This window comes from Limosilactobacillus sp., from assembly GCF_041859915.1.
GTDB lineage: Bacteria > Bacillota > Bacilli > Lactobacillales > Lactobacillaceae > Limosilactobacillus.
Window position 1 is genome coordinate 22,116 of the sequence record NZ_JBFLGB010000005.1, and the last position, 26,090, is coordinate 48,205.

Sequence of the window (26,090 nt, forward strand, 5' to 3'; positions counted from 1 at the left end):
CATGCGAAAACGAGCACGAGTGATCTATAACCCGACTTCTGGCCGTGAGACAATGCGTAATTACCTGGTGGATATTCTGTCAGTTTATGAACAGGCAGGCTATGAAACCTCGGCCTTTGCAACCACGCCAGCACCGGATTCGGCTAAGAATGAAGCGCGGCGGGCAGCTAAGGAAGGCTTTGACCTGATTGTCGCTGCTGGTGGTGATGGCACCTTAAACGAGGTGGTCAACGGGATCGCTGACCTGCCGCACCGGCCAACGATGGCCATCATTCCAGCTGGGACGACCAATGATTACGCCCGGGCCCTGCGAATTCCCCGTGATGATCCGATTGCGGCCGCTAAGTTAATCTTGAAGAAGAATAAAAAATTCAAGATTGATATTGGTCAGGCTGGTGAGAATTACTTCATGAATATTGCCGCCGGGGGCACGCTAACTGAGCTAACTTACGATGTGCCTTCACAGATGAAGTCACTCTTCGGTTATGCGGCCTACTTTGCCAAGGGAGCTGAACTCCTGCCACGGATCAAGCCGGTCAACGTGGACGTTAAGTATGACGACCACGAATACCAGGGCGAAGCTTCAACAATCTTTCTTGCCCTCACCAATTCGGTGGGTGGCTTTGAGCAGATCGTTCCGGATGCCTCTTTGGATGATGGTAATTTTACAATGATCATCGTTAAGAAGAGTAGTCTGATCGATATGATGACCCTGATGGCGAAGGCCTTGCAGGGGAAACATATTGGTGATCCAGGAATTATCTATGCGAAGGCGGCTAACGTTTCGATTACCCCGTTGGATCCAGATGACCGAATGATGATTAATCTGGATGGCGAATACGGCGGGGATGCACCGATGAAGTTTCATGATTTGAAGCAACACCTGGAAGTAATTGCCAATCTCGACGAAATTCCGGATGATGCGATTACCGAATCGGCTGACTTCAAGCGGGTTGAAAAAGACTTCGTTGAAGGAGTCGACAAGATTAACCATAAGGATCACAAATAAAGATTCTGCATTATTCCGTACTGATAGCAATATCGGTGCGGTTTTTGTTAGCTAAAGTACAAAAATAATTACTTAAACTATGCTGATCGGAGGAGACTGTTGTTTCATGAAATGACCAAAGTGTGTTAATAATTAAAGCCTCCATTATTCCGTTCTAATAGGAACTATCCGTGTGGAATGTGGAATAATGGAGACTATTTTAATTGATCTGCTATAATAAAAGTTAGTTTTAAATCACGGAGGGAATGCGACCAATGAAGGTTCAAGTACCAGTACATAAGAATAATGATTACCAGGGGACGGTTGCCGACCTAACATACCAAGGTAACGGGGTCGTTAAGGTCGATGACTTCCCGGTGTTTGTACCTAATGCCTTACCAGGGGAACAGGTGACAATTAAGGTTACCAAGGTTACTCGCAACTTTGCCTGGGGTCGGGTAATGAAGTGGCAAACTAAGAGTCCCGATCGGGTGGCGGTGAAGAATAAGACCTATATCCAAACCGGCATTGCACCACTGGGTCATCTCAAGTATGCGGCGCAACTAAAATTTAAGCAGCACCAGATTAAGGAATTGTTGGAGAAGGCCCACCTGGATAAGATTGAAGTTCTGCCAACGTTGGGGATGGCAAAACCATATCACTATCGGAATAAGGCCCAGGTGCCGGTCAAGATGGTGCGGGGCCAGCTTGAAACTGGCTTTTACAAGCGGGGGAGTCATACCCTAGTACCGATCGAAGACTTCTATATCCAGGACCCGAAAATTGATCAAGCCATCGTGGTGGTTCGTGATCTTTTGCGTAAGTACCATATTACCCCGTATGACGAACGGACCGGGAAGGGATGCATCCGGACGGTGATGGTTCGCCGCGGCTACTACAGTCATGAGGTAATGGTTGCCCTGGTCACCAATACCCACCGCTTACCGATGGCAGATCAGATCGTTGCTGGCATCGTTGCCGGGGTACCGGAAGTCAAGAGCATTGTGCAGAATATTAATGATAAGAAGACTAACCGCTTACTTGGTACTAAAGACAAAACACTCTGGGGTGCGCCGGAGATTCATGACCAATTGCTCGGTATCAACTTCGTAATCTCACCATTATCTTTCTACCAGATTAATCCCCAACAGACCGAGCGCCTTTACCAAATAGCAATTGATAGTGCTGGCTTAGATGGAAGCCAGACGGTTATCGATGCCTATTGCGGGATTGGAACGATTTCCTTGGCCGTGGCTAAACATGCCAAACAAGTCTATGGGGTTGAAATCGTGCCCGCAGCTATCCGCGATGCCAAGCGAAATGCCAAACATAACGGAATCAAAAATGCCCGCTTCTATGTTGGTAAAGCCGAGGACCAATTTGCTAAATGGCAGGCTCAGGGGCTTAAGCCGGATGTGGTCATCGTCGATCCACCACGTAAGGGCTTGGCTGCTTCTTTAATTGAGGCTACTGGTAAGATGAGGCCACAGAAGGTCGTCTACGTATCTTGCAACCCCGCAACCCTAGTACGAGACATCCAACGTTTTGCCGATCAGGGTTACCATGTTACCAAACCAATTCAACCGGTTGACCAGTTTCCCCAGACGACACATGTGGAGAGCGTGACGGTGCTGGAACGGACAGGAAAATAGGTTGGAAATGCCGGTATGAAGGCATTCTGAATAGATTGAAAGTGTACTAATTTCATACGATTGGAATTAGTACACTTTTTGCTTTTCGGGACAGAGGTTCGAGTGTTCAATGTCCTTTTTCACAAGTTGAGTATACAAGTGTCCGTTTTTGAGAATTGAGTGGATTGATACACTGAAAGTAGCGATAAAGGATGATACGGTAGAATTGATGCGGGTATCAAAATGGTTGAATTTTAGTTTAACAGTTGAAAGGACTAAGTTATTGTAACAAAACAAAAATTGAATTTTGTCTTGTTGAATATGCTTTATTGAGGAGAATTGTATAATCAACTATGTTTAGCAAAAAAGAAAAGCATGGTTGCTAAACCACACTTAGTAATTTTCATTGTTTGGTAAAGAAAATAGTAAATCTGCCGATAAGTATTTATTGTGAAATTAGTGATTTACGTGTTGACTTTAATCACTTCACTATCTTTAAAAACGTGAATTCCATTTAGCGTTGGCAGATGGTGATTTTTCGATTAATTGTTTTTCAAGTAAGAAAATTAACCTTGAACCGATATTTGTCATTAAGCAATATTATAAAGGAGCTTAATACGTTTTTTATGTTAATAAATGGCTTCTCGCAATTAAATCAGATTTGTCACCATCAGAAATGATACTTTTGCTAATTTGATTTTTTATCAACATGTAACTATTATTTACATAGTGTAAATAATAGTAATAGGGGTTCCAGAAATGCGCGAATATTTTAAATTACATAATCAGCTCTTGTTAAATATTGGCGGCTTTGCCATTAATTTAGTTCCTTTTTTATTGTATCTTATGCTTAGCTCACGAAGAGGTGATATAGTCGTCAATGCGTTGCCGTTTGCACTGTTCTATTCTTTTAGAAGAACTGCGTTATTTTCGATTCGTGGTAATGAGCAGCATGATAACTTATTTGGTTGGATCGGATTAGGAGCGGCCGTTTTTGGATTAATTGTTGGTTTGTTTGGCACTCTGAATTCCATGATTTGGGATCTTTCGGGAATGTTCGTTGGAATTGGCGCTGCCTTTTTTCCTTCAGTACAAAAACAGTTTAATTTAACGCATCGCCAATCTAAAAATCAACAAAGAAACAATTCATGGTTATTATTACTTGCAGTTTTGTTAATGATAGGCATGATTATTTTAACTGGGAAAAATCAACCTGTAATTGCCTTTGCAACAGTTTTGCTTTTTGCATCTTTAGGTGTGGTGGGCTTTTACTATGATCCGCTTCGCAAACCAAGTAAAAGTGAAGTCAAATTAAACCCGTTTAACGTTGTGTTGTTCTTCTTGCTTTTTGGGTCGGTCCTTCTAGTCCGAATTGGGCGCAGCCTAGGTCAAGGGCAACCAGTCTTGCTAGGAATTGAACTGTTAGCTGTGATTTTAATTGCCATAATTATGGCGATTATTTCAAACCGGCCACATCAAACCAATATTTCTAAAGGCTTAAGAATGCGCCTAATGATTTTTGGTATTTGTGCAGACTTCTGTGCAATTTTTAGTGCCCTCTATCTTGGCGTGATTTTTGGGATTAAGGTTTATGCTTGGATCCTTGTTTCTTATATTCTGGCCTTTCTTCTGGGAAAGAAAATGGTCAATTGGCTCGCCAATCAATTACCATTTACTCCCTTTATGATTGAATTAGTTGGTATCATTTTGGGAATGCTGTTAACTTTGAATATTTATACTTACTTTATTGGCATCTTCCTCGTTCGAGCCTTTGCTTTTGTGCAAAATCAGGCTGCAATTTGTGCTTATGATGCTCAAGGCAACGTCCATAATTCTTATATGGTCTCATATCGATTGATGTCGATTGGCGGGCTAACTACCCAGTTAATCCTCTGGCTTAGCTTGCTCTGCTTTGTACGGCAAGCTGGCCTTTTCGGTATATTGGCAGATTTTACGTTTCATGAAACTACGACCAAGTTTATTCAACCGCTGTTGTTTACTCAAATTATTCTGGTCCTTTGGGCAACAGGTTTTATCTTACGGACGGCTCAGATAATTCACAGGGAGGAAAAAGATGACTAGCTTAAATCAAAAGTTAATTATTCAAACGGGTATTAGTATTATTCAGCAACAAGAAAAAATGTCTTTCTCAACCATTAGTCATAAATTGGGTATTCATTCTCAAGCTTTATATTTTTATTTTAAAAACCAAAGCGAATTAAATCAGGCTATTGTAGTTACGATTGTTCAACAGATAATTGATGCCTGTAAAGAGCAGGTGTTCGGTAAACAAGGCCGAAAAGCAATAACGACATTTATTTTAACAATTCGACAGCAAGCTTTAGATAATCCAGACTTGGCGCGATTTACCCTCAACTTAATACGTAACGACCCCAAACTGTTAAGTCAGGCGAGCTTTGAACATTTACGTAAGCTTTTTAACATTTTAATCAAGTCAACTTATCAGGAGGGGAAGCAACGATTGTTGGCGAGTCGAATTTTTCGTGATCTTTTAGTTGGGGATATTTATAATAATATTAATGGTTGGTTTAATAATCCGCAACTTAATTCGAATGAAAGCTTTTCCAGGATGATGGAAGGTACTTTTGAATGGCTGGATAATATGAAAAAGTAAAATTGAGTTGGATAACAAATGTAACAATCACATCTTAACTTTAATCATCTCACCGTCTTTGAATGTGAACTCCATGTAGCATTGAAAGATGGTGATTTTTAATATGCTTGCCAGGCTAAGATACCAGCTAGAATAAGTGCAATAATTCCGACAGACGTTTTGATGAGTTTTTCGGGAATACGCCGGGCAATTACAGGGCCGATATAACCACCAATAAATAGTCCAATGAGTAATGGGATGATGAGGTTCCATTGGATCTTTAGCATAATGATAAACATAATAGCTGACACAACGTTGCTACAAAACGAAGAGAAATTCCTGATGGCGTTATAAGTTACGTATTTTCCGCCCACAATTTTGGAAAGAACCGCGATCATTAGTAGACCCGAAGCTGCGCCAAAATAGCCGTTATAAAGACCAATTAGAACAATCCCAAGCCAACCTAAGATAGTTGTTATCAGGCCCCTTTGCTGACCGGGATTAGAACTTGACTTGCTAGGGCAAAGCAACATTATTCCAGCTGCAAAAATAAACAATGGAACGACTTTTTTAAAACTAGCGTTGCTGCTATGAATAAGGATTAGCGCACCGATAATACTTCCACTAGTACAAAGCAAAGCAGCGGTGAAAGCTATTTTCCAGTGGTGATGTAATTCCCTTAGCGAAGCCATTGTGGTACCAATCCCCGCACCAACCGTTGCCACCGTGATTGTTGCATTTGCTGAAATAGCCGGAACGCCGATTGAAACCAGAACCGGATAGAGGGTCAAAGACGCCATCCCAATAATGCCGGTTAAAATTCCGGCAAATAAACTCATCAGTACTAAAAAAGCCATTGAGAGCATAGTAAATCCTTTCTCAACGGCACAATTTTGTTTCGGATACGCCTGCACATACCGATTTCTATTAAATCAATTTTTATTATAGGAAAACAAGGATTGCTTGTAAAGATCGTGTAGATTAGTATTTATTGTGAAATTTACAATTCACATTTCAATCTTAATTGCTTCACCATCTTTGAATGTGAACTCTATGTAGCGCTGGAAGATGGTGATTTTTTAGTTGGTTAAAATGGTATATTTAGTAAAAGCTTGAGTGCTATTAAGAAAGTGATATTGAAAGAGAAGAAGACATAATGCCCTCTTAAATATGCAAGATAAATAGCAGAGAGCTTGATTGCAAAGCAATTTCATAAAGTCAGAATTTAGCAGTAGTAATTAATACTTAAATGTTCGATAGTTCTTCTTATCTATGTTTTTGGCTTTTCACAGTTTTGTATAATTAAGGGTAAAAAATAAGGTATGGTCATCATGGAATTTGATAGATATATTAAGCACTGCTATATTCTGCAAATGATAATCTTAATTGGGATCCAGGTCATCAGTCTTTTTATTCAACCAATACAACCATTGAAAATTGTTGTAGGTATTTTCTCAATAATTATCTTGGGAGTATGTTTAGCCGGTGGATGTTTCAGCCTATCAGGAACAACTCGTAGGGTAAATATAAACGTTCAAATACTATTTGAACCATTTGTTTTTTCATATACTGCAGGAACTTTATTGACACTCATCACACCTTTTAGGGTTGCTCCGATAGTTGGCTTGTGCATTTTAATTTGGTATTCGATATCATTTTTACCATATGTTCAACAATTTATAACCCCAATTAAAAATAATTATTTAAGACTATTTTGGATTATTTACTTCTTCCAGATAGCGATTGCACCGTCAAGTTATTTTGGAATAACTACTTCTACCAATCCCTGGTTTGGAGCATTCTTTTCAACCGGTCTAATTGGTGCAATTGCATATTCGATTAGTTTAACAAGGGCAATGCAATCTTGGAACTTTGGAGATCCAATCTTATTAATTAAGAACCATTCTAAGGGTAATGTTTTGGTGGCATCGGTATTCGTTGTATTAATTATCTTGTTTATATATAGCAATTTAGTGAATATCAATACTTGGACTAAATTAAGTTCACTGCGATTTTGGAAATTGCTGTTAGGAGCAATGGAAGCAGGAATCGGCGAAGAAATGTTATGCCGCTTTGGTATTTTGACCTTATTATTGTATTTTGTTAGAAAATTAAGATTAAGAATACCACTTGCTATTATTGGTAGTTCATTTCTTTTCGGCCTGTTTCATTTCTTTAATCTAACAGGACAAGGGTTAGCTTTAACTATTTATCAATTTTGCTTTACCGCAGTATCGGGCATTTTCTTTTCGTTATTATTCTTATATTCGGGTCACTTAGAACTTATTATCGTAATTCATTTTGCAATGGATTTGCTTTCGTATAGTGTTACCGGGAACTCGTCATTGAGTGGTAACATTACTTTAAATGATTATCAGTCAGTTATTAATTTGGCCGTTTTGATGCTGGTACTGCTGACCTGGATGATGTTTGGTAAAAGGCATCAAGTAATGGAAGATCACGCAGGACTATTAATATATAGAGAATGACATAATGAAAGATTCTGGGGAAATCAAAAGCATAAAAAACAATGAAATTTCCGAAGAATTCATTGATTCTAAAGTATTCAATTTGCTCGTAACTATCACTGATGGTAAAATACAAATGTAAACAAAAAAGCGAGCCGCTTCAAAGGCGGTGGCTTGGTTACTTTTTATCTAATAAAAGATCGTCCGCAACCTGCCAAAATTAACTGGACGGTCTTTTATTATGCACAAAATGTGAAAATAAAAGTTAGTAATGCAACAATAAAAGTTGCAAATTAACGTTAGCATGAGTGCCTGGTAGACGCTCATGGGCTGTAATCCTTTCTGAAGAATAGTTCATCGGAACCACCTCATTTCGAGGAAACAGCCATCGCCCATAAAACTTCTCGCACAATGATTATATCATATGATGTTATAAGCATTGTGCTGTTTAAGGACCTCGGACATTTTTAGTATCGTCGTAATTTGTATTATCAACGGTTTTTCATTGTAGTTGTGAGATTTTATCAGAATTGTGATTGCAATTTTGCACTAAGATATAAAAAGATATAAAATAATATTTGAGATATAAAAAGATATAAAGGAGGACTATCGGTGCAAAATCCATTTAATCCTAGCTTTGGCATTCAACCAACGGTTTTACTAAATCGTAGTGAAATTCTTCAAAAACTAGTAGCTAGCATTAAAGACCTTAATACTCCTTATCGAACTACACTTATTTACGGTACGCGGGGAGTAGGCAAAACAGTTTTTATGAATGAGGTCGGTAAACAAATTAGCCAAGATGATAATTGGTTAGTATTGCACCTAATCATCGGTAATAATATGATTGGCAGGTTAGTTGACTTGCTTTATCAAAAAGCAGCTACACCTCTCCAAAAATTGCTTGATCAGATTTCGGGAGTTCAATTTTCAATTGGTGGAATTTCATTTGATCATTCTTCTTCGCGAGTGCAGTCAACGACTAATTACCAGATTCTTTTAGAGAAAATGCTAAAGATTTTAAAAGAACATCAGCAAAATGTTTTAGTAATGATTGATGAAGCTCAAGATGTCCCTGGTATGGTGGAATTAGCATCAGTTTACCAAGTCCTAATTAGTGAAGGATTGCCCATTTCGATTATCATGACTGGTCTTCCTAAGAATGTTCAAGAACTTCAAAATAACCATGTTCTTACTTTCTTATTGCGGAGTGGTCGAGTAAACTTATCTCCACTTAATTTCTTTGATATTCGCGCTCAGTACCAATATGAACTTACTAAACGCGATCCAAATATTAAACCGGAAGTGGTTAGAAGGGTAGCCCAATTGGTTGACGGCTATGCTTATGCTTTTCAATTAATGGGTTACCTTTTGTGGCAAAGTCCTGGTAAGCGAATAACCAATCAAACAGTTGATCAAATTCTTCCGCAATACCAAGCTCAATTAAGCAGAAATGCCTATAGTAAAATGATGGAAGAACTCTCACCGGTTGACCAACAATTTGTCATCGCTGCCGCTCGGGCCGACCAATATCCGGTTTCGGTAGCTTATCTTGGGAAAAAATTAAAGCGAAATCCTGGGTATATCGGAGTCTATCGTCGACGATTGATTGACAGTCAAATTATTGCTCCGGCCGGGTATGGACATCTTAAGTTTGCTTTGCCCTTGTTTAAAAAGTTTGTAATTGAGGATGGCCAATATTTGATCGAAAATTGATTATTTCGTTGTGATCATCACTTACCGAATGACAGTTAAAAATATTCAGTCAACTGTTTGTCATTTGTGCTATACTTTTCTCAAATTAAGGAGGAGAAGATCACCATGAAGAATGTTTACTTTGACCATGATGGCAACGTTGATGACCTGGTTTCATTGCTCTTATTACTTCAGGTACCAAATATTAAGCTACTCGGTGTTGCGGTTACCGATGCCGATTGTTACGTTAATCCTGCAGTGGAGGCTTCACGAAAGATTATTGATCGTTTCAACCGTCGCCATGATCCATTGGAAGTTGCCAAATCGAATTCTCGAGCACACCATCAATTTCCGTCTAATTGGCGCTTGAGTTCGTTTTCTTTCGATGCTTTTCCAATATTGAATGAACACGGCACGATTAAAACAAAGCAAGCTGCCAAGCCTGCTCATTTAGACATGATTGATAAGATTAAACAAGCGGACGGACCCGTTACCTTGATTATGACGGGGCCACTGACCGACCTTGCTCGTGCTTTACGAATTGATCCTAGCATTCAAGATCACATCGAACGCCTTTATTGGATGGGTGGTTGTCTTGATGGCCACGGTAATGTTAATGAAATGGGCTTTGATGGTACTGCCGAATGGAACGCCTTTTGGGATCCGGAGGCGGTCAAGACGGTCTTTGCTTCACACCTCAAGATTCAGATGGTTGGTCTAGAGAGTACCGAAGAAATTCCTTTAACCAAGGATCTTCGTTTGCACTGGGCACGATTACGCAAATACCCGGCCATTGACTTGATCGGTCAGGGTTATTCTTTGGTATTAGCAGATGAGGCAGATTCGACGTATTATCTGTGGGATGTATTAACAACCCTATCTAGTCTTTATCCCCAATTAGTGGAGTCAACACCGGTTAAGGCAGCCGTGGAAACCAAGGGACGGGCTGCTGGTCGGACTTATAAGACAGCTACTGGTCGGCCACTAACTTTGGTTACTAAGGCAGATAAGGACGCCTTCTTCCAAACGATGGATGACCTAGCGAAGTCAGCCCATCTTGAATAATAAACATTAAACACTCGGTTAACTAAATCGAGTGTTATTTTATATGGACAGGGAAGTGAGCAGATGGGACTACGACAAACGGCGCCATGGCCGATTCCGGCTGGGGCACGGGTAAGTAATCAAGTTAAAGTTGGTTATTACCAGGTCAAATACACCTGGCAAAAACAAGGCTGGCGTTATGAAGCCCGTTGGCACGAACGGACACCCCATGCTCGCTTGATTACTCGGCCGAGTTGGCGTCTGGATCGTGCCCGGCCGGGCAAGGGATATGGGCCAGATGCGGCACCTCGTCTAGTACAAACTCTGGTAGGAAAGCAATGGTTGCCGATCCGACAGCTGCGCTACTGTGCTCGCCGTTATAATGACGGGATTGCCACTCCTGCAGAAATTCATCTCCTGCAGATTGCTCATCCTGCTCCACGGGAGGATCATAATGACTAAGATGAACCGACAGTTAATCACTGATGTTTTAGGCGTGGTGGCAAAAATCCCATTGGGGAAAGTTGCTACCTATGGACAGATTGCGGCAATAGTTGGTCGACCACACGATGCCCGCTTGGTAGGCCGGATTATGCATAATGCTAGTAAATATGGGAAATATCCTTGTCATCGGGTTGTGACAGCCACTGGTCGTCTGGTTCCTGGTTGGCTTGATCAGCGTCCGATGTTAATTAGTGAAGGAGTCCCATTTAGAGATAGTGATCACGTTGATATTAAACGTTGCCGATGGCAGGGTTAATTAATATTTCCCGGGAAATTATTAATTGATATCAAGATCATGTTAAAATAGGGTTCAACTTAGGTACTTGCAGGCGATACCTATTTCAACATTGCCGTTGATGGAAAGGGACTACTATGCGAATTAATGTATTACAACACACTCCTAACGAAGGACCAGGTTCTATCCAAAACTGGGCCCATCTGCACCATGCCGAATTTTATGTTTACCATCCTTATCAATTTGGTAACTTGCCGACTGCAGATGAAACTGACTTGCTCGTTATCCTTGGTGGGCCAATGAGTCCTAATGATGATTTAGATTGGATTAAACAGGAACGGGCACTGATCCGTCAACTCTTGGACCAACATAAGCCCATCTTTGGAGCTTGCTTTGGTGCTCAACAGATTGCAAAGACGTTAGGCTGTCAGATTGGTAAAGCCCCACATAAGGAAGTTGGTTGGGCCCCGGTTTATTTGCAAAGTAAAGCTATTCCAGGGATCCCTAATCAGTTAGAGGCCTTGCACTGGCATGAAGAGATGTTTCAGGTACCAAATCAAGCCCAACTGCTTTTTTCATCTGACTTAGTGAAAAACCAGGGCTTCCTGCTCGGTGACAATGTGATTGGTTTGCAATTTCATTTTGAACCACAAATTGACAATGTGCGTGAAATGGCAATTAATGACAACCAATATTCATTGATTCATAATGACCTTCATCAAACACCACAAGAGATTATTGCTCATGGCGTGCCGAAGGAAAACCAACAAGTAATGTTTAAGCTATTAGATTACATTAATAAATAGTCATTTAATGGATAGTTATTGCTAAAAATACTGTACTGCAACAACTATCCTTTTTAGTTGTGCTAAAATAGGGCCTGTAGTTTTAAAATGAAGAGGAATTAATAATGGATAAACAGGAAGAACATAGGATGGGACACCGCAATTTCTACGATGACTTTTTTGAGCGTGGCCATTGGTGGTTAAAAATTCGTCAGGTGTTAGTGGCATTGTTGTGTTGGCTGATCTTTATTATTCCCTGTTATGTGACGATAATGACTTACCGGGCTCACCTAACGCATGGGCGCCACGGTTTTTTCTTTTGGCGTTATTGGGAAGGCTTTCAAGAAATCGATTTTTTGATTGTTTTCCTAACATTTGCCCTGGGGATGATTGCGGTCTTTTGCTTGGCGGTTGGCTTTATTCAAAACCAACGCCGCCATGGTTTAGTTGAAAAATGGCCAATGATTGACCTGGACGAGAATCAACGTAAGATTGACGCTGCTGAGAATTTCATGACTAAACGTTTTGGACCAGCTAAAAAGCGGCATGCAGTTCGTTACTACGTGGTTCAGCCAGAACAAAATCTGACTAAGAACCAATTAAAAACGATTATTGAGAAGAAGGCGAAGTAATTGGTTTCGGAAATTATGAATGAGGCCTTTGGCACGACTTCTCCGTGGCTGACCTTTTTATTAGTAATTAATTTAATTCTTTGTATTTATCCAATCTTGGGAGCCATGTTTTGGTTCTGGGGAGCTGTTTCTTATACTATTTTTCGCCGTCATGATGAACTAGCACCAGATGGTAAATTGGAACGAGAACCTTTCGTTACTATTATGGTTCCGGCTCATAACGAGGAAGTAGTAATTGAAGACACCCTTAACTATCTTTTAAATGAATTGCATTACCATAACTACGAGGTATTGGTGATGGATGATGGTAGTACCGACTCGACACCCGCAATTTTAGCGCGTTTGCAGAAACGCTATGCTAAATTACGGGTTATTCGAATCGCCGACAATCAAGGTAAGGCCCATGCCTTCAACATTGGGATGTTTTTTGCCAAGGGGAAATACATTCTTAGTAATGATGCCGATACTATTCCGGAACGTGATGCCTTAACCAAGTACATGCGCTATTTTGAGAGTCCACAGGGGCTTAACTATGCGGCGATTACTGCTAACATGGATGTCTTCAATCGTTCTACACTTTGGGGTAAGTCCCAAACCGTGGAATTCTCTAGTATCGTCGGTATTATCAAGCGTAGTCAGACGGCGGTTAATAATACCATGTATGCTTATAGTGGTGCTAATACCATGTACCGTCGTGATTATTTAATTAGTGTTGGTGGCTTTCGACAAGATCGGGCGACTGAAGATATTAGTATTGCTTGGGACCATACCTTTATGAATATGACACCAAAATTTGCTCCCGATATTGTCTTTCATATGAATGTTCCCGAGACTTTTCGTGACCTCTACAAACAACGTAAACGGTGGGCTCAAGGGGGAACCGAGGTTTGGTTAACCAACTTCACCAAAGTGCTTTTTCACCCGTGGCGCTTTCGTTATGTAATTCCAATGCTTGTTGACACGACCCTTTCGATTATCTGGTCTTTCTTCTTTTGGATTACCAGTATTATCTTTGTCCTGCTGATGTTGCATTTTGCCATTATGGGTAATTATGAACGTGTCTGGCACGGGATTGCCATGAGTATGATCTTCATCAATTTTCAATTAATTGCGGGAATTATTCAGGTATTGGCGGCCTTGATCCTTGATTTAAATGGCACCAAGCTTCGTTACCTCTTTTTCTCACCGCTTTACTTACTTTTTACTTGGATTGTTAACCCATTGACCATCGTGACTACTTTCGTTCGAGCCGTGAAAACAATTTTAGGCCATGGCAGTGGGACCTGGAGTAGTCCAAAGAGAAGGGGAAATGGTAATGCGTAGTTTAGCAATTTTCTTATGGTGGATTTTTGTCATTTTTACCTTGGTGGCAATTGCTTGCTGTATCGAAGCATATATTCGTTACCATCGCAAACGGGGGATTGACACAGGTGATGACCTGGAGCAACGATATCGCTATTTTGTCCAGTCAATTTGTGATCAAAACTCACGGGTAGTCGGGTATGCTCTACTTTTGCGGGAATATGATTCACAAACCCATCAGTGGCATTTACCAGAACACGTAACTGATTTTCCACTTAGTCGGGTAATTATGGTTATCCATGAACTGGTACCTCATTTGGAGCCTTCAATTAAATTTATTACTTTGAACGTGACTGTTAGCCAAGTTTTGGATTTTCGAATGGATCATTTTATCAATTGGGCTCAAAACGTACTGGGTAAACGACAGCTCAGGTTTGAATTAGGAGCCAAAGAAATTTTGCAGAGCAGTTATTTTAAGCAACATCGTTTGAATCATCAATTAAAAGTCATTGCCGACTTAGGTGTTTCCGTGATTATTGAAGATATTGATTCTTCATTACGAACTTATCAAGTTTTGCGGAAGTTTCTTCCCAATGTCCAATACCTTAAGTTTAAGGCCAGTGCTTTCAATAAATCGCATGATCATTGGATTGATGTAACCCTGGGTGGTTGGCAGAAGCAAGCGGCCCAGTACCATCTTCAAATGATTTTGGAACAAGTTGAAGAATCACAACAAGATCAATTAGCTGATCAATTGAAGATTCCGTATCGACAAGGTTATTTTTATGATCATCCACGAGACATTAGTCACTCAAATGGCAACTAAAAGAACGGGTGAATTTGATTAAAATCTTGCTCATTATGTCCCAAAAGTGTTAGAGTTAATTGCGAGATTAAAAGATGGGGGTGTGAAGGCGATGACTGAAAAATACGATGCGATTAAGGCGGCATTAAAGGAACCGGCATTGAATGCCCAAATGTTTGCCTGTCGTTTTGGGCTAGAAGTAAAAAAACACCGGGTATTGACGAATGGACGGGCGAGCCGCTATCCATATCCGGCTAGTCTGCGTTCTCGGCAGTATAACTTATATTTGAATTCAGGCTATACTGATGACATGATTGATTTTGAAACGGCACCACTTGTAGGGAGTAAGCGGGCTGTTCAGCATTTAAAGATGCTAGAGCAAATCATGATTGCCCATTTGCATAGTGATGAGCGATTATGGCCATTGAGTATGGCTCCAGCACCACTTTACCAAAATGACCTTGAATTTTTAAAAACTGACTTTACCAAGCCTTGGGCACAAGCACGGCATGATTATTTGGGCAAAAAATACGGGATTGCCCAGGAAATCTTGGGCGATGTCCATGTCAATGTCAGCCTTAACAATCACCTTATCAAGGAATTGTATAAGCACTTTTACCAGGATCGTTATGATAGCCTGACCGATTTCCAGAACCACCTCTACTTTAAGTTAGCGCAGCGCTTCTATCTTTATCAATGGTTATTCACTTACCTCTTTGGTGCCAGTCCAGTTACTGAGGATATGCCTCATAGCTTCCCAAATGATTTGAAATTACCGGTCCGGAGCTTGCGGTGCAGTAACTATGGGGATGACAACCTGGCTACCGAACAGGTCACCTACAGTTCATTAGAAGAACATTTCCAAGAACTGCAAAATTACATTGACAATGGTTCATTTTATAATTTAAAAGAATTTTTTGGCCCGGTTCGGATGCGTCGCCACAATCATGACAATAATGACTTATTGGGTTTGCTTAAAAAAGGTATTAACTACATTGAATTTCGGAATTTTGATCTTGATCCGCTGTCACGAACGGGAATCAGTGATGATACGCTTAATTTCTTGGAGCTGTTATTGTTAGATAGTCTGGTATCACCATTACCAGATAACCTAGCTCACCACCTGGTTGAGGCTCGTAAACGTAATAATGAAGTAGCCTTACAAAAGCCACAAGAGGAAGCCGATTGGATGAAGACGGCGGCAAATGAATTGATGGTCGAATTGCAAACCTTCGTGGCTGACTTTAATGCGCCAAGAGAATATCGGCTTGCCCTGACTTTTGCTCAACGCCGAATTGATGATCCTACTTTGACGATCAGTGGCCAATTAGCTGATCAAATTGAAAATGGCAATCTTCTATCGTATGGGTTGAAGATTGCTAATGACCGTTATACTGCCGATATTGGTTATCACCACCCGTTGCAAGCAATTAGCGACACCTATTCTGATGACGTTCAACGTTTAATTCGGGCTGCCATTGAGCTGGGTATATTAATACATCTAGAAGATGATAAGGTGATTTTACAAGTCAAAGATCATCAAGAAATTTACCAGCCTAACGAACAATTGGATTTTACTAATCAAAATGTTCGGGAGTTTGTTCTCAAAGCATTTCCGGAGGCACGAGCGTTTCAGGAGAAACAGTAGTGTTTAATATAAGCAGGAATAAAGGCACCGTGGTGATTAGTAATCGCGGTGCCTTTTTATTTCCTGGGAAATAAAAAGAGGGTTAAAGATGCGTAAAATTGGAATTATTGGCTTAGGTCATATTGGTCGTCTATTGGCCCATCAATTATTAGTGACTATGGCGGTGGACGAACTAGTACTCATTGACCGTGATAACCAACTTGCATTAGGGTTACAAAGTGATTTAAATGATGCGGCAACGGCCTTGACTAATCAGCCACGGATTATTATTCAGGACTATTTGGCTCTTGCGGATGCTCAGGTAGTGGTGATTGCAGCAGGGGACAGTCAGCGTCGCCAGCAGAATTTAATGGCTGAACTCACAATTAATCACACAATGGTGAATCAGATTGCTCCCCAATTACACCAGAGCGGGTTTACCGGGATTATCATTAACCTGGCAAACCCTAATGAGGCCATCACGGCTTATTTACAACAACAAGTAAAATTGCCAACTAAACAAGTATTGGGAATTGGGACTGTCTTAGAGACCGCTCGCTTACACCGCACCATTGCAACGGCGGCTAAATTATCACCGGCCAACGTGGCTGGCTTTGTTTATGGCCAGCATGATGGTCAGCAGGTCTTTGCCTGGTCGACGGTGCGGGTTAATGGTCAACCCCTGGATGCAACCATTAATGGTCACCACTTGGATGTTCAGCAGCTTAAGATTAATGCCGACCTCAGTAATTGGTATACACTCCATGGAATGGGCTATGATGCGCACGCTGCCTGCGTTTGGACACAGCGGATTATTAATGCCATCATGACTAATGAGCAACTAGGCTTACCGGTGGCAATTTACCAACCTCAATATTCAACTTATGTTAGTTTTCCGGCTTTAATTGGTCGGCAAGGAATTGGCAATCTTTTATTATTGAAACTTTATCCGGTTGAAAGGGCCGGAGTTAAAACCGCCGCTACGACGATTAAACAGCAAATAGCGGCATTGCAAAGGATGGATAAGATAAATGATTAAGAAATTAGCAGTATACTGTGGGGCCCGTGATGGACAAAACCCTCACTATGAACAAGTTGCTAAACAGCTTGGCGTTAAGATGGCCAGTAAGGGGATCGACCTCGTCTATGGTGGCGGCCGCTATGGCTTAATGGGCGCCGTTGCTCGAGGTGTATTGGAGCACCAAGGCAATGTTTATGGTGTGATCACTAAGCAATTAGCTGGTCGTGGTGTCGGCTTTGACCAATTGACCGACCTGCAAGTGGTTCCAGATATGGATACACGAAAGAAAACAATGATGAACTTGGCAGATGGAATGCTGGCTCTACCTGGTGGTTTGGGTACTCTAGAAGAGATTAGTCAAGCAGCATCCTGGATGACTTTAGGTAACAATCCTAAGCCAGTTGCTTTTTACAACTTCGACGGCTATTATGACCACTTACAAGGCCTGCTAGTTAAAATGAATCAAGCCGGTTTCCTGGAACAGCGCTATGTTGATAGCCTTTATTTTGGTACTGATTTTGACCAGATCCTTGATTTTATGAATCACTACCACGCCCCATTGCGTCGCCAGTATCAGTCAAAATAATTTAAAAAGAAAAAGCGCCACAGGTTGGCGCACGGATTATTGTAGCGGTTGAATAGTGTAAATTTGATCATCAGCCTCGTCTGTTAAAGAGACGGGGCGTTTTTCATTAGCACGAATAGTAATATGGTAGCCGAACTTATCGAGAAAAACCAACTTGTCAGCTTTGATTTGCTGAACAGTAGCCGGAATCGGTTGGTTGTCGATGACCAATTTTAAATCAGGAGAAATGGTAATTTTATGGGATCGGTCGCGTTCCTTATCATAATATTGCCAAGTACCAGTGTAAAAAATTGGCAACGCGGTCGAATTGTTGCTTTTCTTAGCATGACTGAACCCAAAAGTACTGCTGAGCCCAGCCATGAGTCCCGCACCAAAAAGCAACATTCCCTTTTTTTTCATATTTCCTCAGTCTCCTTATTATTAATTATGTGATAATTCCTAACGTCACCAATATTATACACACATTTCTATTATGAGAAGATTTCAATTCTGTTAAAATCACGAAATAATTGTTAGAATTAAGTGTAAGCAAAATAATCTGCGTAAAGGGAGACGAAAAAATGCTTAAGCTTGGAATTATTGGAACTCACATTATTACTGATCAGATGTTAGACGCCGCTAAGACAACCGGTAAGTACCAGTTGACAGCCGTTTATTCACGGACAATGGCGCGGGCCAAAGAATATGGTAGGCCGTATGGGGCAACCGAATACTATGATGATCTCCATAAATTCTTTGAAGATGGCGATTTTGACGTAGTTTACATTGCTTCACCGAATAGTATTCACTATCAGCAGGTTCGGCTGGCGATTGAAAATGATAAATTCATCATTGTCGAAAAGCCAGCGTTCGTTAATCCTAGCCAGTTTGAAGCCATTGAATCCTTGCTGGCTGCTCACCCAAAGGCCCGGTTAGTAGAAGCAGCACGGCATATTCACACACCACTTTATAAACAGGCTTTGGCTAAGTTTAACGAAATGAAGAAGAATCATTGTCAGGGTGGGACAATTACTGTGATGAAATATTCTTCCCGTTATGACAAGGTTTTAGCCGATGACAAACCTTATCCAAACATTTTTACCCTGAAGTTTGCCGGTGGGGCATTGATGGATCTCGGTGTGTATGCTGTTTATGGTGCCGTGACTCTATTCGGTCAACCGGCTTCCGTCCTTTACTTCCCAACTTTGGCCAAGACCGGCGTTGATGCCAAGGGAGTTGCCTTGTTGAATTATAAGGACTTCTCAGTAACATTGAACTTCGGTAAGACAGCTAACTCTCACCTTGATTCTGAAGTATATGGTCTCAAGGATACCCTGGTGTTTGATAGCATCTTTGATACTAAGAAGGTCACCTATTACGATGCCAATAAACAAGCTCACGTTTTAGATGCACCAGTGGCTAAGAATTCAATGACTGATGAAATGAATGATTTTGCCGATCTCTTTAATAATCCTGAAGATGAGGAAGAAGTGAAGAAGTACCAGCACTGGTTAGACCTGGCTCGAACAGTTAACTCCGTGATGTATTCACTACGGCAATCTGCTGATCTAAAGTTCCCAGCCGATAAAGATGAAGAATAGGGTGATATTTAATTGATCAAACAATTTCAGGAACACTTTGATAAACGTTACCAGGAACCAACCGCTATCCAGTCAGCGGTTGCTGATGCGCTACAAGCAGGCAAGTCTGTGCTGGGGATTGCTCCCACGGGTTCAGGGAAAACCTTAGCCTTTACCTTGCCACTCCTGCCAAGAGTCACGCCTGGTGCCGGAACACAAATTTTAGTTTTGTCACCATCCCAGGAATTAGCTTTACAGACTGCTCGGGTGATGCGCGAATGGGCGACCATTATTGGCGTAAAGGTTCAATCGTTGACTGGCGGTGCTAATTTACGCCGTCAAGTTAAAAAATTGCATGAACATCCAGACGTGGTAGTCGGAACACCGGGTCGGATCCTTCATATGTTGGACAACCGTCATTTGAAGCTAAAACATTTACAGACCTTGGTGATTGATGAAGCCGATGATTTACTCCAGGATGATACTCAAGCAGTGGTTGAGGATATTGAACGCGCCACTCCATTGAGTACCCAATTGGCCTTTTTCTCGGCAACCGTATCACCAGTATTTAAAGACCTTGATGTGCTGTTTGGCCGTGACATTGTTACCTTTGATGTTCGGGATACCGATCATTCTCGTGGACCAGTTAAGCATGGTTACCTGATTGCGCGAACAAGCCAACAAAAGACGGCAACATTGCGGCGCCTGGTTAGTATCAAAGATTTTCGGGCGCTGGTCTTTTTCAACAGTATTCGGACTTTAAATTATGCGGCGAGCCGGTTACGCCATGAACATGTCAAAATTGGTACCTTGGGTGGCCGCCAGAAACAGACCCAGCGTGCGAAGGCAATGCGACTTTTCCGCAAGCGACAGATTAAGCTCCTATTAACAACCGACCTGGCGGCACGGGGATTAGATATTCCTAAGTTACCCGGCGTAGTTAACTTTGATCTTCCCCAAAAGACCAATACTTATATTCACCGGGCTGGTCGAACCGGTCGGCAAGGTGAACCAGGAGTTGTTTTAAGTCTTGGGGATGATCACGATATCCGCGACCTGAAGAAGGTTATTAAGGAAACCGGTGTTAAACTAACGCATATGTATATTAATCATGACCAGCTAACCGATCAGAGACCGGTTCAGGGCAAGCGGACCGTCTCGCTCAAGCGTAAATTTAGCCATCATCTGCAAGTAGAGCAGCATGATGAAGGAAATCTTCATAAACGAGTGCATAAGACGTTGGCAAGCTTTACTAAGCCGAAGAAGCGCCGTCGCCATAAGAAGAACCGCAAGAATAAGGGAATTCGATTCAGACACCGGCATAAAAATGCTAGTAAGTAAAAAAATGAATATTATCGTCTTTACCAATGTCTTGGAAAATGCGATAATATTCTTGTTTGGTCCCATAGTATAATTGGATAGTACATCCGCCTCCTAAGCGGTCGATTCCGGTTCAAGTCCGGATGGGATCATTGTAAAATTGGTGATAACAAAAGAGTCGCGGCCTTATGTTGCGACTCTTTTGTTATAAAATAGAAATTAGCCAATTAAGGAAGGAGATTATTTAACGTGCAGGCACCATACAAAATCATGTTGCTATTCGGGACCCGGGCGGAAGCCTTGAAATTGATTCCGATTATTAAGCTAATGCGGGTCGATCCGGCTAAGTGGCAATTATCAATTGTAACAACGGCCCAGCAACAGCACCGTTCGCAGCTTTGGCAAGCAATTGAGCGCTTACACATCCAGCCGGACTTTAACCTTGATGTAGCTGATGCACCAGAATATGACCTAGTTGAGCAACTCAGTCGTCTCCTCCATAACCTTAATAATGTTATGAAAGCCAGTCAGCCAGACATGCTATTGGTGGTCGGGGATGCCACGACGAGTCTAGCTGCTAGTCTGGTTAGTTTTTATCGTCACTTGCCGTTAGGCCACGTTGAGGCGGGGCTGCGAACCTATGATAAATTCCTGCCATTTCCCGATGAGATGCACCGTCGATTGACCGATGACCTGGCCGATCTTTATTTTGCCCCTACGACCAAGGCTCGGAATAACCTGTTAGCAGAACACCATCCAGCTCAGCAAATTTATGTTACTGGTAACACCTCAATCGATGCTGTCCGGGCCTGCCTATCGAATGATTTTCATAGTTCCCTGTTAGATCAATTACCGGCGGATCACCGGGTGATTATCCTGACAATGCAACGTCCCGAAAGCATTGGGGCGCCAATGCGGCGTGTCTTTCGAACGATGCGAGACATTGTTCAGACTAATCCCGATGTCGAGCTGATTTATCCGGTAGCTAACAATCCCGAAATCATGAACTTAGCTAACAGCCTTTTAGGAGACCAGGAACGAATTCACCTAGTTCAGCCATTGCCGCACCGTGATTTCTTGAATCTGGCGGCCCGAAGTACCCTGATTATTACCGATTCAGGAACAATTCAAGAAGAGGCACCAGCCTTGCATAAGCCGGTACTACTCTTGCGTGAGAAAACGGAACGACCAGAAGCAGTTGACTTAGGGATTGTTAGAATTGTTGGTACGGCCCCGACAACTATTCAACAGGCGGTCTTTGAACTCTTGCATAATCATCGTGCTTATCGAAAAATTGCAAATGCTCCAAACCCCTTTGGCGATGGTCATGCTAGTGAACAGATCTTAAAGATTATCGATCAGTATTTAAGTCAAAAATAAAGAGCTTGTGAAAAATACGATTCACAAACTCCTTATTTTTTATTAACGATTTTTCGGTTGTCATGGAAAATTAACCACTTCGAGAAAATATAGTTGGCAATCACGACGACCACGTTATCAATAATCTTGACGATGAACTGTTGGATAGGTGAGTTGTACTTGAGGAGCGTAACTCCGACATACATAATCGCCACATCCATCACCAGGGTTAGCGCCCGATAAAAGTAAAACCAGAAGAACTCTTTGAGGAAGGCCTTGACGGTCGAGTAGTGTGAGCCAAAGACCCAGACCTTATTGGTGAAGTAGGCGACCAGGACCGAAAGAAACCAGGCGATAACATTCGCTAATTGATAGTTCCAATGGACACCAGAACTAAGGAATTGGAAAACTCCCAGATTAACGATGGTAGTAACCACACCCCAAAAAAGGTAGGCAATGATGGAGCGGTATCTTTTAATGAGTTTAATCATTAATTTGAGCCGCCTTTTTTACGAGTTGCTTGGTGAAAGCATCAAGTTTTTTGATGTCATCTTGATCCGGTGCCAGATTAACATGAACATTTTCTGCACCCTTTGTGGCTCCAGTCTTAGCGAAAACCTCACCAAATTTGTCGACGGCTACACAGAAGTCATCACCATAGTAGGTGTCTCCGGAGCCGGCCACTCCGTAAACCTTGCCAGTTAACTTTTCGGCTTTAAGGTCGTCGTAAAAGTCAAGACCTTCGTCGGGCAGTGCACCTTCATCGTACGTATATGGGCAGACAACACAGATGTCGACATTTTCAAAGTCAGCCGGGTCGGCCATCGTAATTTCGGTTTCGTCAACGTCAACGTTGTTATCTTCGAGAGCGTCGGTGATAATATCGGCAACGTCCTCATTATTACCGGTAATCGTTGCATAAACCACGAGTGCTTTCATTTTGATTTCCTCCAATATAATTATCATTAATTTAGTTCAATTTCATAGTATAGCATGGTTTCGTCAGGACCGGGGAACAAGTGGTATACTATGAAAGGTAGATATGTCAAGAAAAGGAGATATCATTTAGAATGATTACATTAAAATCACCGCGTGAAATTGAAGCGATGGAGAAGTCTGGAGCAGCCCTTGCTGGTATGCACCTCGGTATTCGTGAATTTATCCGGCCAGGAATGTCTAGTTGGAAGATTGAAGAATTTGCCCGCAAGTACTTCAAGGCTGCCGGTGCCAAGGCCGAACAGATCGGCTTTGAAGGTTATAAGTACGCTACCTGCGTCAGTGTTAATGATGAGATCTGCCACGGCTTCCCACGTAAAAAATTAATTTTGAAGAAGGGTGACCTCGTCAAGGTTGATACCGTTGTTAGTGTCGACGGTTTCTTCTCCGATTCTTGCTGGTCCTATGCAGTTGGTGAAGTTAAACCAGAGATTGCTAAGCTGATGGATGTTACTAAGAAGGCCCTTTTCATGGGAATTGACCAGTGTGTTCCTGGTAACCGAATCGGTGATATTGGTGCCGTTATTCAGCACTACACTGAAGATGAAAATGGTTACGGTGATGTTCGGGAATTTGTTGGCCATGGCATTCAGCCAACAATGCATGAAGATCCAATGGTTCCACATTATGGTGAACACGGTCAGGGCCTGCGTCTTCGCAATGGCATGACCATCACCGTGGAACCAATGATCAACACCGGGACTTGGGAAGCCGATACGTCCGATCCAAGTGGCTGGTTAGCTAAGACTGCTGATGGTGGCTGGTCTTGTCAATATGAACACACCCTGGTCATCACTAATGATGGGCCAAAGATTCTGACTTCTCAGGATCCTAAGGCTGATGCTAAGTATCTTTACGATGATAATTATGCCAAGTACTTAGATCATTATGGCACCATCGCTCGTAAGATTGCCCAACAATTTAAGTAAATAATCAAAGAGTAGTTAACAGCTTGAGTACAGAATGATTCTGTGTTCAAGCTGCTTTTTTTAAATTTAGCATTGCTAAATAGCAAAATAAAATCAAGTTATAGTGTATTTTCTCATTTTTAAACAAAATATTCAGCATAAATATTGCCGGGACAAAGCACTCTAAATGTGGTAATAGAAAACAATATAATGTATAAAATGCTTAAATACCGTTTAATATGCATAAAAGAAAAGAAATATGCATAGCTGAGTGTATATTTTGCGTTAGAATAATATTAGAATTAGCCAAGAAGTCTTTTATTTTTTAAATAAAGGATTATACTTAAATTATTAAATGAATTCTTATTTTTATTTAAGAATTTAAATATTTGGAGGCTTATTACATTGGATGAGCAAAGTAGTAATAATAAAAAGATGATTACTACCTTTGGCCTTGTGACGATGATCATTACCGCTATCTTCGGTTTCGGTAATGTTTCAAACGCTTACTTGCAAATGGGTTACGGTAGTATTATCTGGTATGCCTTAGCGGGAATTTGTTTCTTCTTCCCGTGTGGCTTAATGATGGCCGAATATGGGTCTGCCTTTAAGGATGCCAAGGGTGGTATTTACTCCTGGCTGGCTGGCTCAATCGGTGAACGTCTGGCCTTTATTGGAACCTTCGTTTGGTTAGCATCCTGGATTGTCTGGATGGTTTCCACGGCTTCACGGATTTGGATTACCTTTTCCGCATTGATCTTTGGTAAGGATACTACCCAACAATGGCATTTCATGGGCTTAAGTTCGACGGAAGTCATTGGGGTCCTTGGAATTATCTTAATGATTTTATGTACTTACTTCAGTTCCCGTGGGATGACCGCGATTGCCCGGGTTGGTTCCCTCGGGGGGATCTTCACCGTGATTGTCAACATTATTTACCTGATTGCTGCAATTATTGTGTTAATCGCCAATCGTGGTGCCTTGGCCCAACCGTTCCATGGTGCTAAGAGTTTGATCATGTCACCTAACCCACAGTTTCAGACACCAATTGCTATTATTTCGTTTATTGTTTATGCGATCTTCGCTTACGGTGGGATGGAATCCTTGGGTTCCGTTACTGATTCTATGAAGAATCCTGAACGAACATTCCCTCGTGGCCTGATCATTGCTTCAATCTTTACCATTGGTGCTTATGTTGTCATGATCCTGATGGCTGGTTGGTTTGCTAACTACAACCATGATTTTGCAGTTTCCACAACTAACCTAGGGAACGCTACCTATGTTCTCTTTAACATTTTAGGGGTTAAGCTTGGCTTGGCCTTAGGACTTTCTCATGCCACTGCCCTTGCCTGGGGTGCTGCTATGACCCGGATCGTGGCCTTCTCTCAGGCTCTTGGGTTCTTAGGTGCTCTGTTCGTTCTGATGTACTCACCAATCAAGGCCTTTATCCTAGGTTCTAACCCAGAATTATGGCCAAAGAAACTGACTAAGTTGAATAAGGCGGGAATGCCTGCTAATGCTATGTGGCTACAGGTGACGATCGTTTCCATCATCATCTTCCTGGTAGCCTTCGGTGGTTCCGCTGCTCAGAAGTTCTACACCATTCTGACCGATATGGCCAACGTTTCAACCTGTTTCCCATACCTATTCTTAGTCGGTGCCTTCCCATTCTTTAAACGTCGTAAGGATTTGAAGCGGCCATTTGAAGTCTTCAAGAACCGCTTCTGGACAGATGTTCTGGTATGGTTTGTTGAAATTATCCTGATCATTGGGATCCTATTTACCTTCATTCAACCAATGTTGGAACACGATTGGCAGACGGCCTTCTGGACAATTGCTGGTCCTGTCTTCTTTGCATTGATTGCCTGGATCTTCTATCAGGCATCTTCCAAGCGTCACCACATTACGCAAAAGTAATTAAATTAAGGTGAAATTATCTTATGACCATTAAGACTCGTTAACAAATTGTTAGCGGGTCTTATTTTTTCGCGTCAGTCTGGTATAATTAATC

Annotated in this window: 25 protein-coding genes and 1 tRNA gene; 22 read left to right on the forward strand and 4 right to left on the reverse strand. The window is 41.7% G+C overall.

The features are described from left to right. The first annotated feature begins 1 nt into the window (after position 1). The 4 genes from ACEYV4_RS01705 to ACEYV4_RS01720 all read left to right on the forward strand — a co-directional run bounded on the left by ACEYV4_RS01705 (position 2) and on the right by ACEYV4_RS01720 (position 5,254). Entirely contained in the window at positions 2–1,009 is a 1,008-nt protein-coding gene (locus ACEYV4_RS01705; RefSeq protein WP_373841714.1) for a diacylglycerol kinase, read from the forward strand. Positions 1,010–1,263: 254 nt separating this feature from the next. Beyond that, positions 1,264–2,640 (forward strand): 23S rRNA (uracil(1939)-C(5))-methyltransferase RlmD, encoded by a 1,377-nt coding sequence (gene rlmD, locus ACEYV4_RS01710; RefSeq protein ID WP_373841715.1) that lies wholly within the window; start codon positions 1,264–1,266, stop codon positions 2,638–2,640. A gap of 738 nt (positions 2,641–3,378) precedes the next feature. Next, a complete protein-coding gene (locus ACEYV4_RS01715; protein WP_373841716.1) occupies positions 3,379–4,701 on the forward strand; it encodes a hypothetical protein in 1,323 nt (440 codons plus the stop codon). Beyond that, on the forward strand, positions 4,694–5,254 hold the full coding sequence (locus ACEYV4_RS01720) for a TetR/AcrR family transcriptional regulator (protein WP_373841717.1): 561 nt from the start codon (positions 4,694–4,696) through the stop codon (positions 5,252–5,254). Before ACEYV4_RS01715 ends, ACEYV4_RS01720 begins: the two co-directional genes overlap by 8 nt. A gap of 98 nt (positions 5,255–5,352) precedes the next feature. Here ACEYV4_RS01720 and ACEYV4_RS01725 read toward each other — a convergent pair whose 3' ends face one another. Further along, on the reverse strand, positions 5,353–6,099 hold the full coding sequence (locus ACEYV4_RS01725) for a sulfite exporter TauE/SafE family protein (protein ID WP_373841718.1): 747 nt from the start codon (positions 6,097–6,099) through the stop codon (positions 5,353–5,355). Positions 6,100–6,564: 465 nt separating this feature from the next. Here ACEYV4_RS01725 and ACEYV4_RS01730 point away from each other — a divergent pair, with 465 nt between their 5' ends. From ACEYV4_RS01730 to ACEYV4_RS01785, 12 genes are all read left to right on the forward strand, one after another. Next, positions 6,565–7,722, forward strand: a complete 1,158-nt coding sequence (locus ACEYV4_RS01730) for a CPBP family intramembrane glutamic endopeptidase (RefSeq protein WP_373841719.1) — start codon at positions 6,565–6,567, stop codon at positions 7,720–7,722. 591 nt (positions 7,723–8,313) lie between these two features. After that, positions 8,314–9,417 (forward strand): AAA family ATPase, encoded by a 1,104-nt coding sequence (locus tag ACEYV4_RS01735; RefSeq protein ID WP_373841720.1) that lies wholly within the window; start codon positions 8,314–8,316, stop codon positions 9,415–9,417. 105 nt (positions 9,418–9,522) lie between these two features. Then, complete coding sequence (locus ACEYV4_RS01740) at positions 9,523–10,461, forward strand: nucleoside hydrolase (RefSeq protein WP_373841721.1); 939 nt, start codon at positions 9,523–9,525, stop codon at positions 10,459–10,461. A gap of 63 nt (positions 10,462–10,524) precedes the next feature. Beyond that, positions 10,525–10,902, forward strand: coding sequence for a hypothetical protein (locus ACEYV4_RS01745; protein ID WP_373841722.1), 378 nt, complete (start codon positions 10,525–10,527; stop codon positions 10,900–10,902). Further along, positions 10,895–11,200, forward strand: a complete 306-nt coding sequence (locus ACEYV4_RS01750; RefSeq protein ID WP_373841723.1) for an MGMT family protein — start codon at positions 10,895–10,897, stop codon at positions 11,198–11,200. Before ACEYV4_RS01745 ends, ACEYV4_RS01750 begins: the two co-directional genes overlap by 8 nt. A gap of 116 nt (positions 11,201–11,316) precedes the next feature. Beyond that, positions 11,317–11,985 carry a type 1 glutamine amidotransferase gene (locus ACEYV4_RS01755; RefSeq protein WP_373841724.1) on the forward strand — a complete coding sequence of 223 codons (669 nt, stop codon included), beginning with the start codon at positions 11,317–11,319 and terminating at the stop codon, positions 11,983–11,985. Between the two features lie 104 nt (positions 11,986–12,089). Further along, positions 12,090–12,596 (forward strand): ABC transporter permease, encoded by a 507-nt coding sequence (locus tag ACEYV4_RS01760; RefSeq protein ID WP_373841725.1) that lies wholly within the window; start codon positions 12,090–12,092, stop codon positions 12,594–12,596. 15 nt (positions 12,597–12,611) lie between these two features. Continuing rightward, a complete protein-coding gene (locus tag ACEYV4_RS01765) occupies positions 12,612–13,919 on the forward strand; it encodes a glycosyltransferase family 2 protein (protein ID WP_373841748.1) in 1,308 nt (435 codons plus the stop codon). Continuing rightward, positions 13,912–14,724: an EAL domain-containing protein gene (locus ACEYV4_RS01770; protein ID WP_373841726.1), complete on the forward strand. Its 813-nt coding sequence runs from the start codon at positions 13,912–13,914 to the stop codon at positions 14,722–14,724. Before ACEYV4_RS01765 ends, ACEYV4_RS01770 begins: the two co-directional genes overlap by 8 nt. 91 nt (positions 14,725–14,815) lie before the next feature. Beyond that, on the forward strand, positions 14,816–16,351 hold the full coding sequence (locus ACEYV4_RS01775) for a glutamate--cysteine ligase (RefSeq protein ID WP_373841727.1): 1,536 nt from the start codon (positions 14,816–14,818) through the stop codon (positions 16,349–16,351). Between the two features lie 88 nt (positions 16,352–16,439). Beyond that, positions 16,440–17,369: a malate dehydrogenase gene (locus tag ACEYV4_RS01780; protein ID WP_373841728.1), complete on the forward strand. Its 930-nt coding sequence runs from the start codon at positions 16,440–16,442 to the stop codon at positions 17,367–17,369. Then, the gene (locus tag ACEYV4_RS01785; protein ID WP_373841729.1) at positions 17,362–17,937 is read left to right on the forward strand and encodes a TIGR00730 family Rossman fold protein; all 576 of its coding nucleotides are present in this window, start codon (positions 17,362–17,364) and stop codon (positions 17,935–17,937) included. The genes ACEYV4_RS01780 and ACEYV4_RS01785 overlap by 8 nt, the downstream gene beginning before the upstream one ends. Positions 17,938–17,973: 36 nt before the next feature. Here the strand turns inward: ACEYV4_RS01785 and ACEYV4_RS01790 are convergent, their stop codons facing one another. Continuing rightward, positions 17,974–18,336, reverse strand: coding sequence for a DUF4828 domain-containing protein (locus tag ACEYV4_RS01790; RefSeq protein ID WP_373841730.1), 363 nt, complete (start codon positions 18,334–18,336; stop codon positions 17,974–17,976). A 161-nt stretch (positions 18,337–18,497) separates the two neighbouring features. On the opposite strand from ACEYV4_RS01790, the gene ACEYV4_RS01795 reads away from it, so the two are divergent. The 4 genes from ACEYV4_RS01795 (at position 18,498) to wecB (ending at position 22,196) form a co-directional block, all read left to right on the forward strand. After that, positions 18,498–19,517 carry a Gfo/Idh/MocA family protein gene (locus tag ACEYV4_RS01795; RefSeq protein WP_373841731.1) on the forward strand — a complete coding sequence of 340 codons (1,020 nt, stop codon included), beginning with the start codon at positions 18,498–18,500 and terminating at the stop codon, positions 19,515–19,517. Between the two features lie 12 nt (positions 19,518–19,529). After that, positions 19,530–20,837 carry a DEAD/DEAH box helicase gene (locus ACEYV4_RS01800; protein WP_373841732.1) on the forward strand — a complete coding sequence of 436 codons (1,308 nt, stop codon included), beginning with the start codon at positions 19,530–19,532 and terminating at the stop codon, positions 20,835–20,837. A gap of 58 nt (positions 20,838–20,895) precedes the next feature. Next, positions 20,896–20,968, forward strand: a tRNA-Arg gene (locus tag ACEYV4_RS01805). A 97-nt stretch (positions 20,969–21,065) separates the two neighbouring features. Further along, on the forward strand, positions 21,066–22,196 hold the full coding sequence (gene wecB, locus ACEYV4_RS01810; protein WP_373841733.1) for a non-hydrolyzing UDP-N-acetylglucosamine 2-epimerase: 1,131 nt from the start codon (positions 21,066–21,068) through the stop codon (positions 22,194–22,196). Between the two features lie 32 nt (positions 22,197–22,228). Here wecB and ACEYV4_RS01815 read toward each other — a convergent pair whose 3' ends face one another. Further along, on the reverse strand, positions 22,229–22,666 hold the full coding sequence (locus tag ACEYV4_RS01815; protein WP_373841734.1) for a GtrA family protein: 438 nt from the start codon (positions 22,664–22,666) through the stop codon (positions 22,229–22,231). Then, positions 22,659–23,114 (reverse strand): flavodoxin, encoded by a 456-nt coding sequence (locus ACEYV4_RS01820; protein ID WP_373841735.1) that lies wholly within the window; start codon positions 23,112–23,114, stop codon positions 22,659–22,661. The genes ACEYV4_RS01815 and ACEYV4_RS01820 overlap by 8 nt, the downstream gene beginning before the upstream one ends. A gap of 131 nt (positions 23,115–23,245) precedes the next feature. Between ACEYV4_RS01820 and map the strand changes: the two genes are divergently transcribed. Then, positions 23,246–24,100 (forward strand): type I methionyl aminopeptidase, encoded by an 855-nt coding sequence (gene map / locus ACEYV4_RS01825; protein WP_373841736.1) that lies wholly within the window; start codon positions 23,246–23,248, stop codon positions 24,098–24,100. A gap of 384 nt (positions 24,101–24,484) precedes the next feature. Next, entirely contained in the window at positions 24,485–25,996 is a 1,512-nt protein-coding gene (gene yjeM / locus ACEYV4_RS01830) for a glutamate/gamma-aminobutyrate family transporter YjeM (RefSeq protein WP_373841737.1), read from the forward strand. Positions 25,997–26,090: the final 94 nt, after the last annotated feature.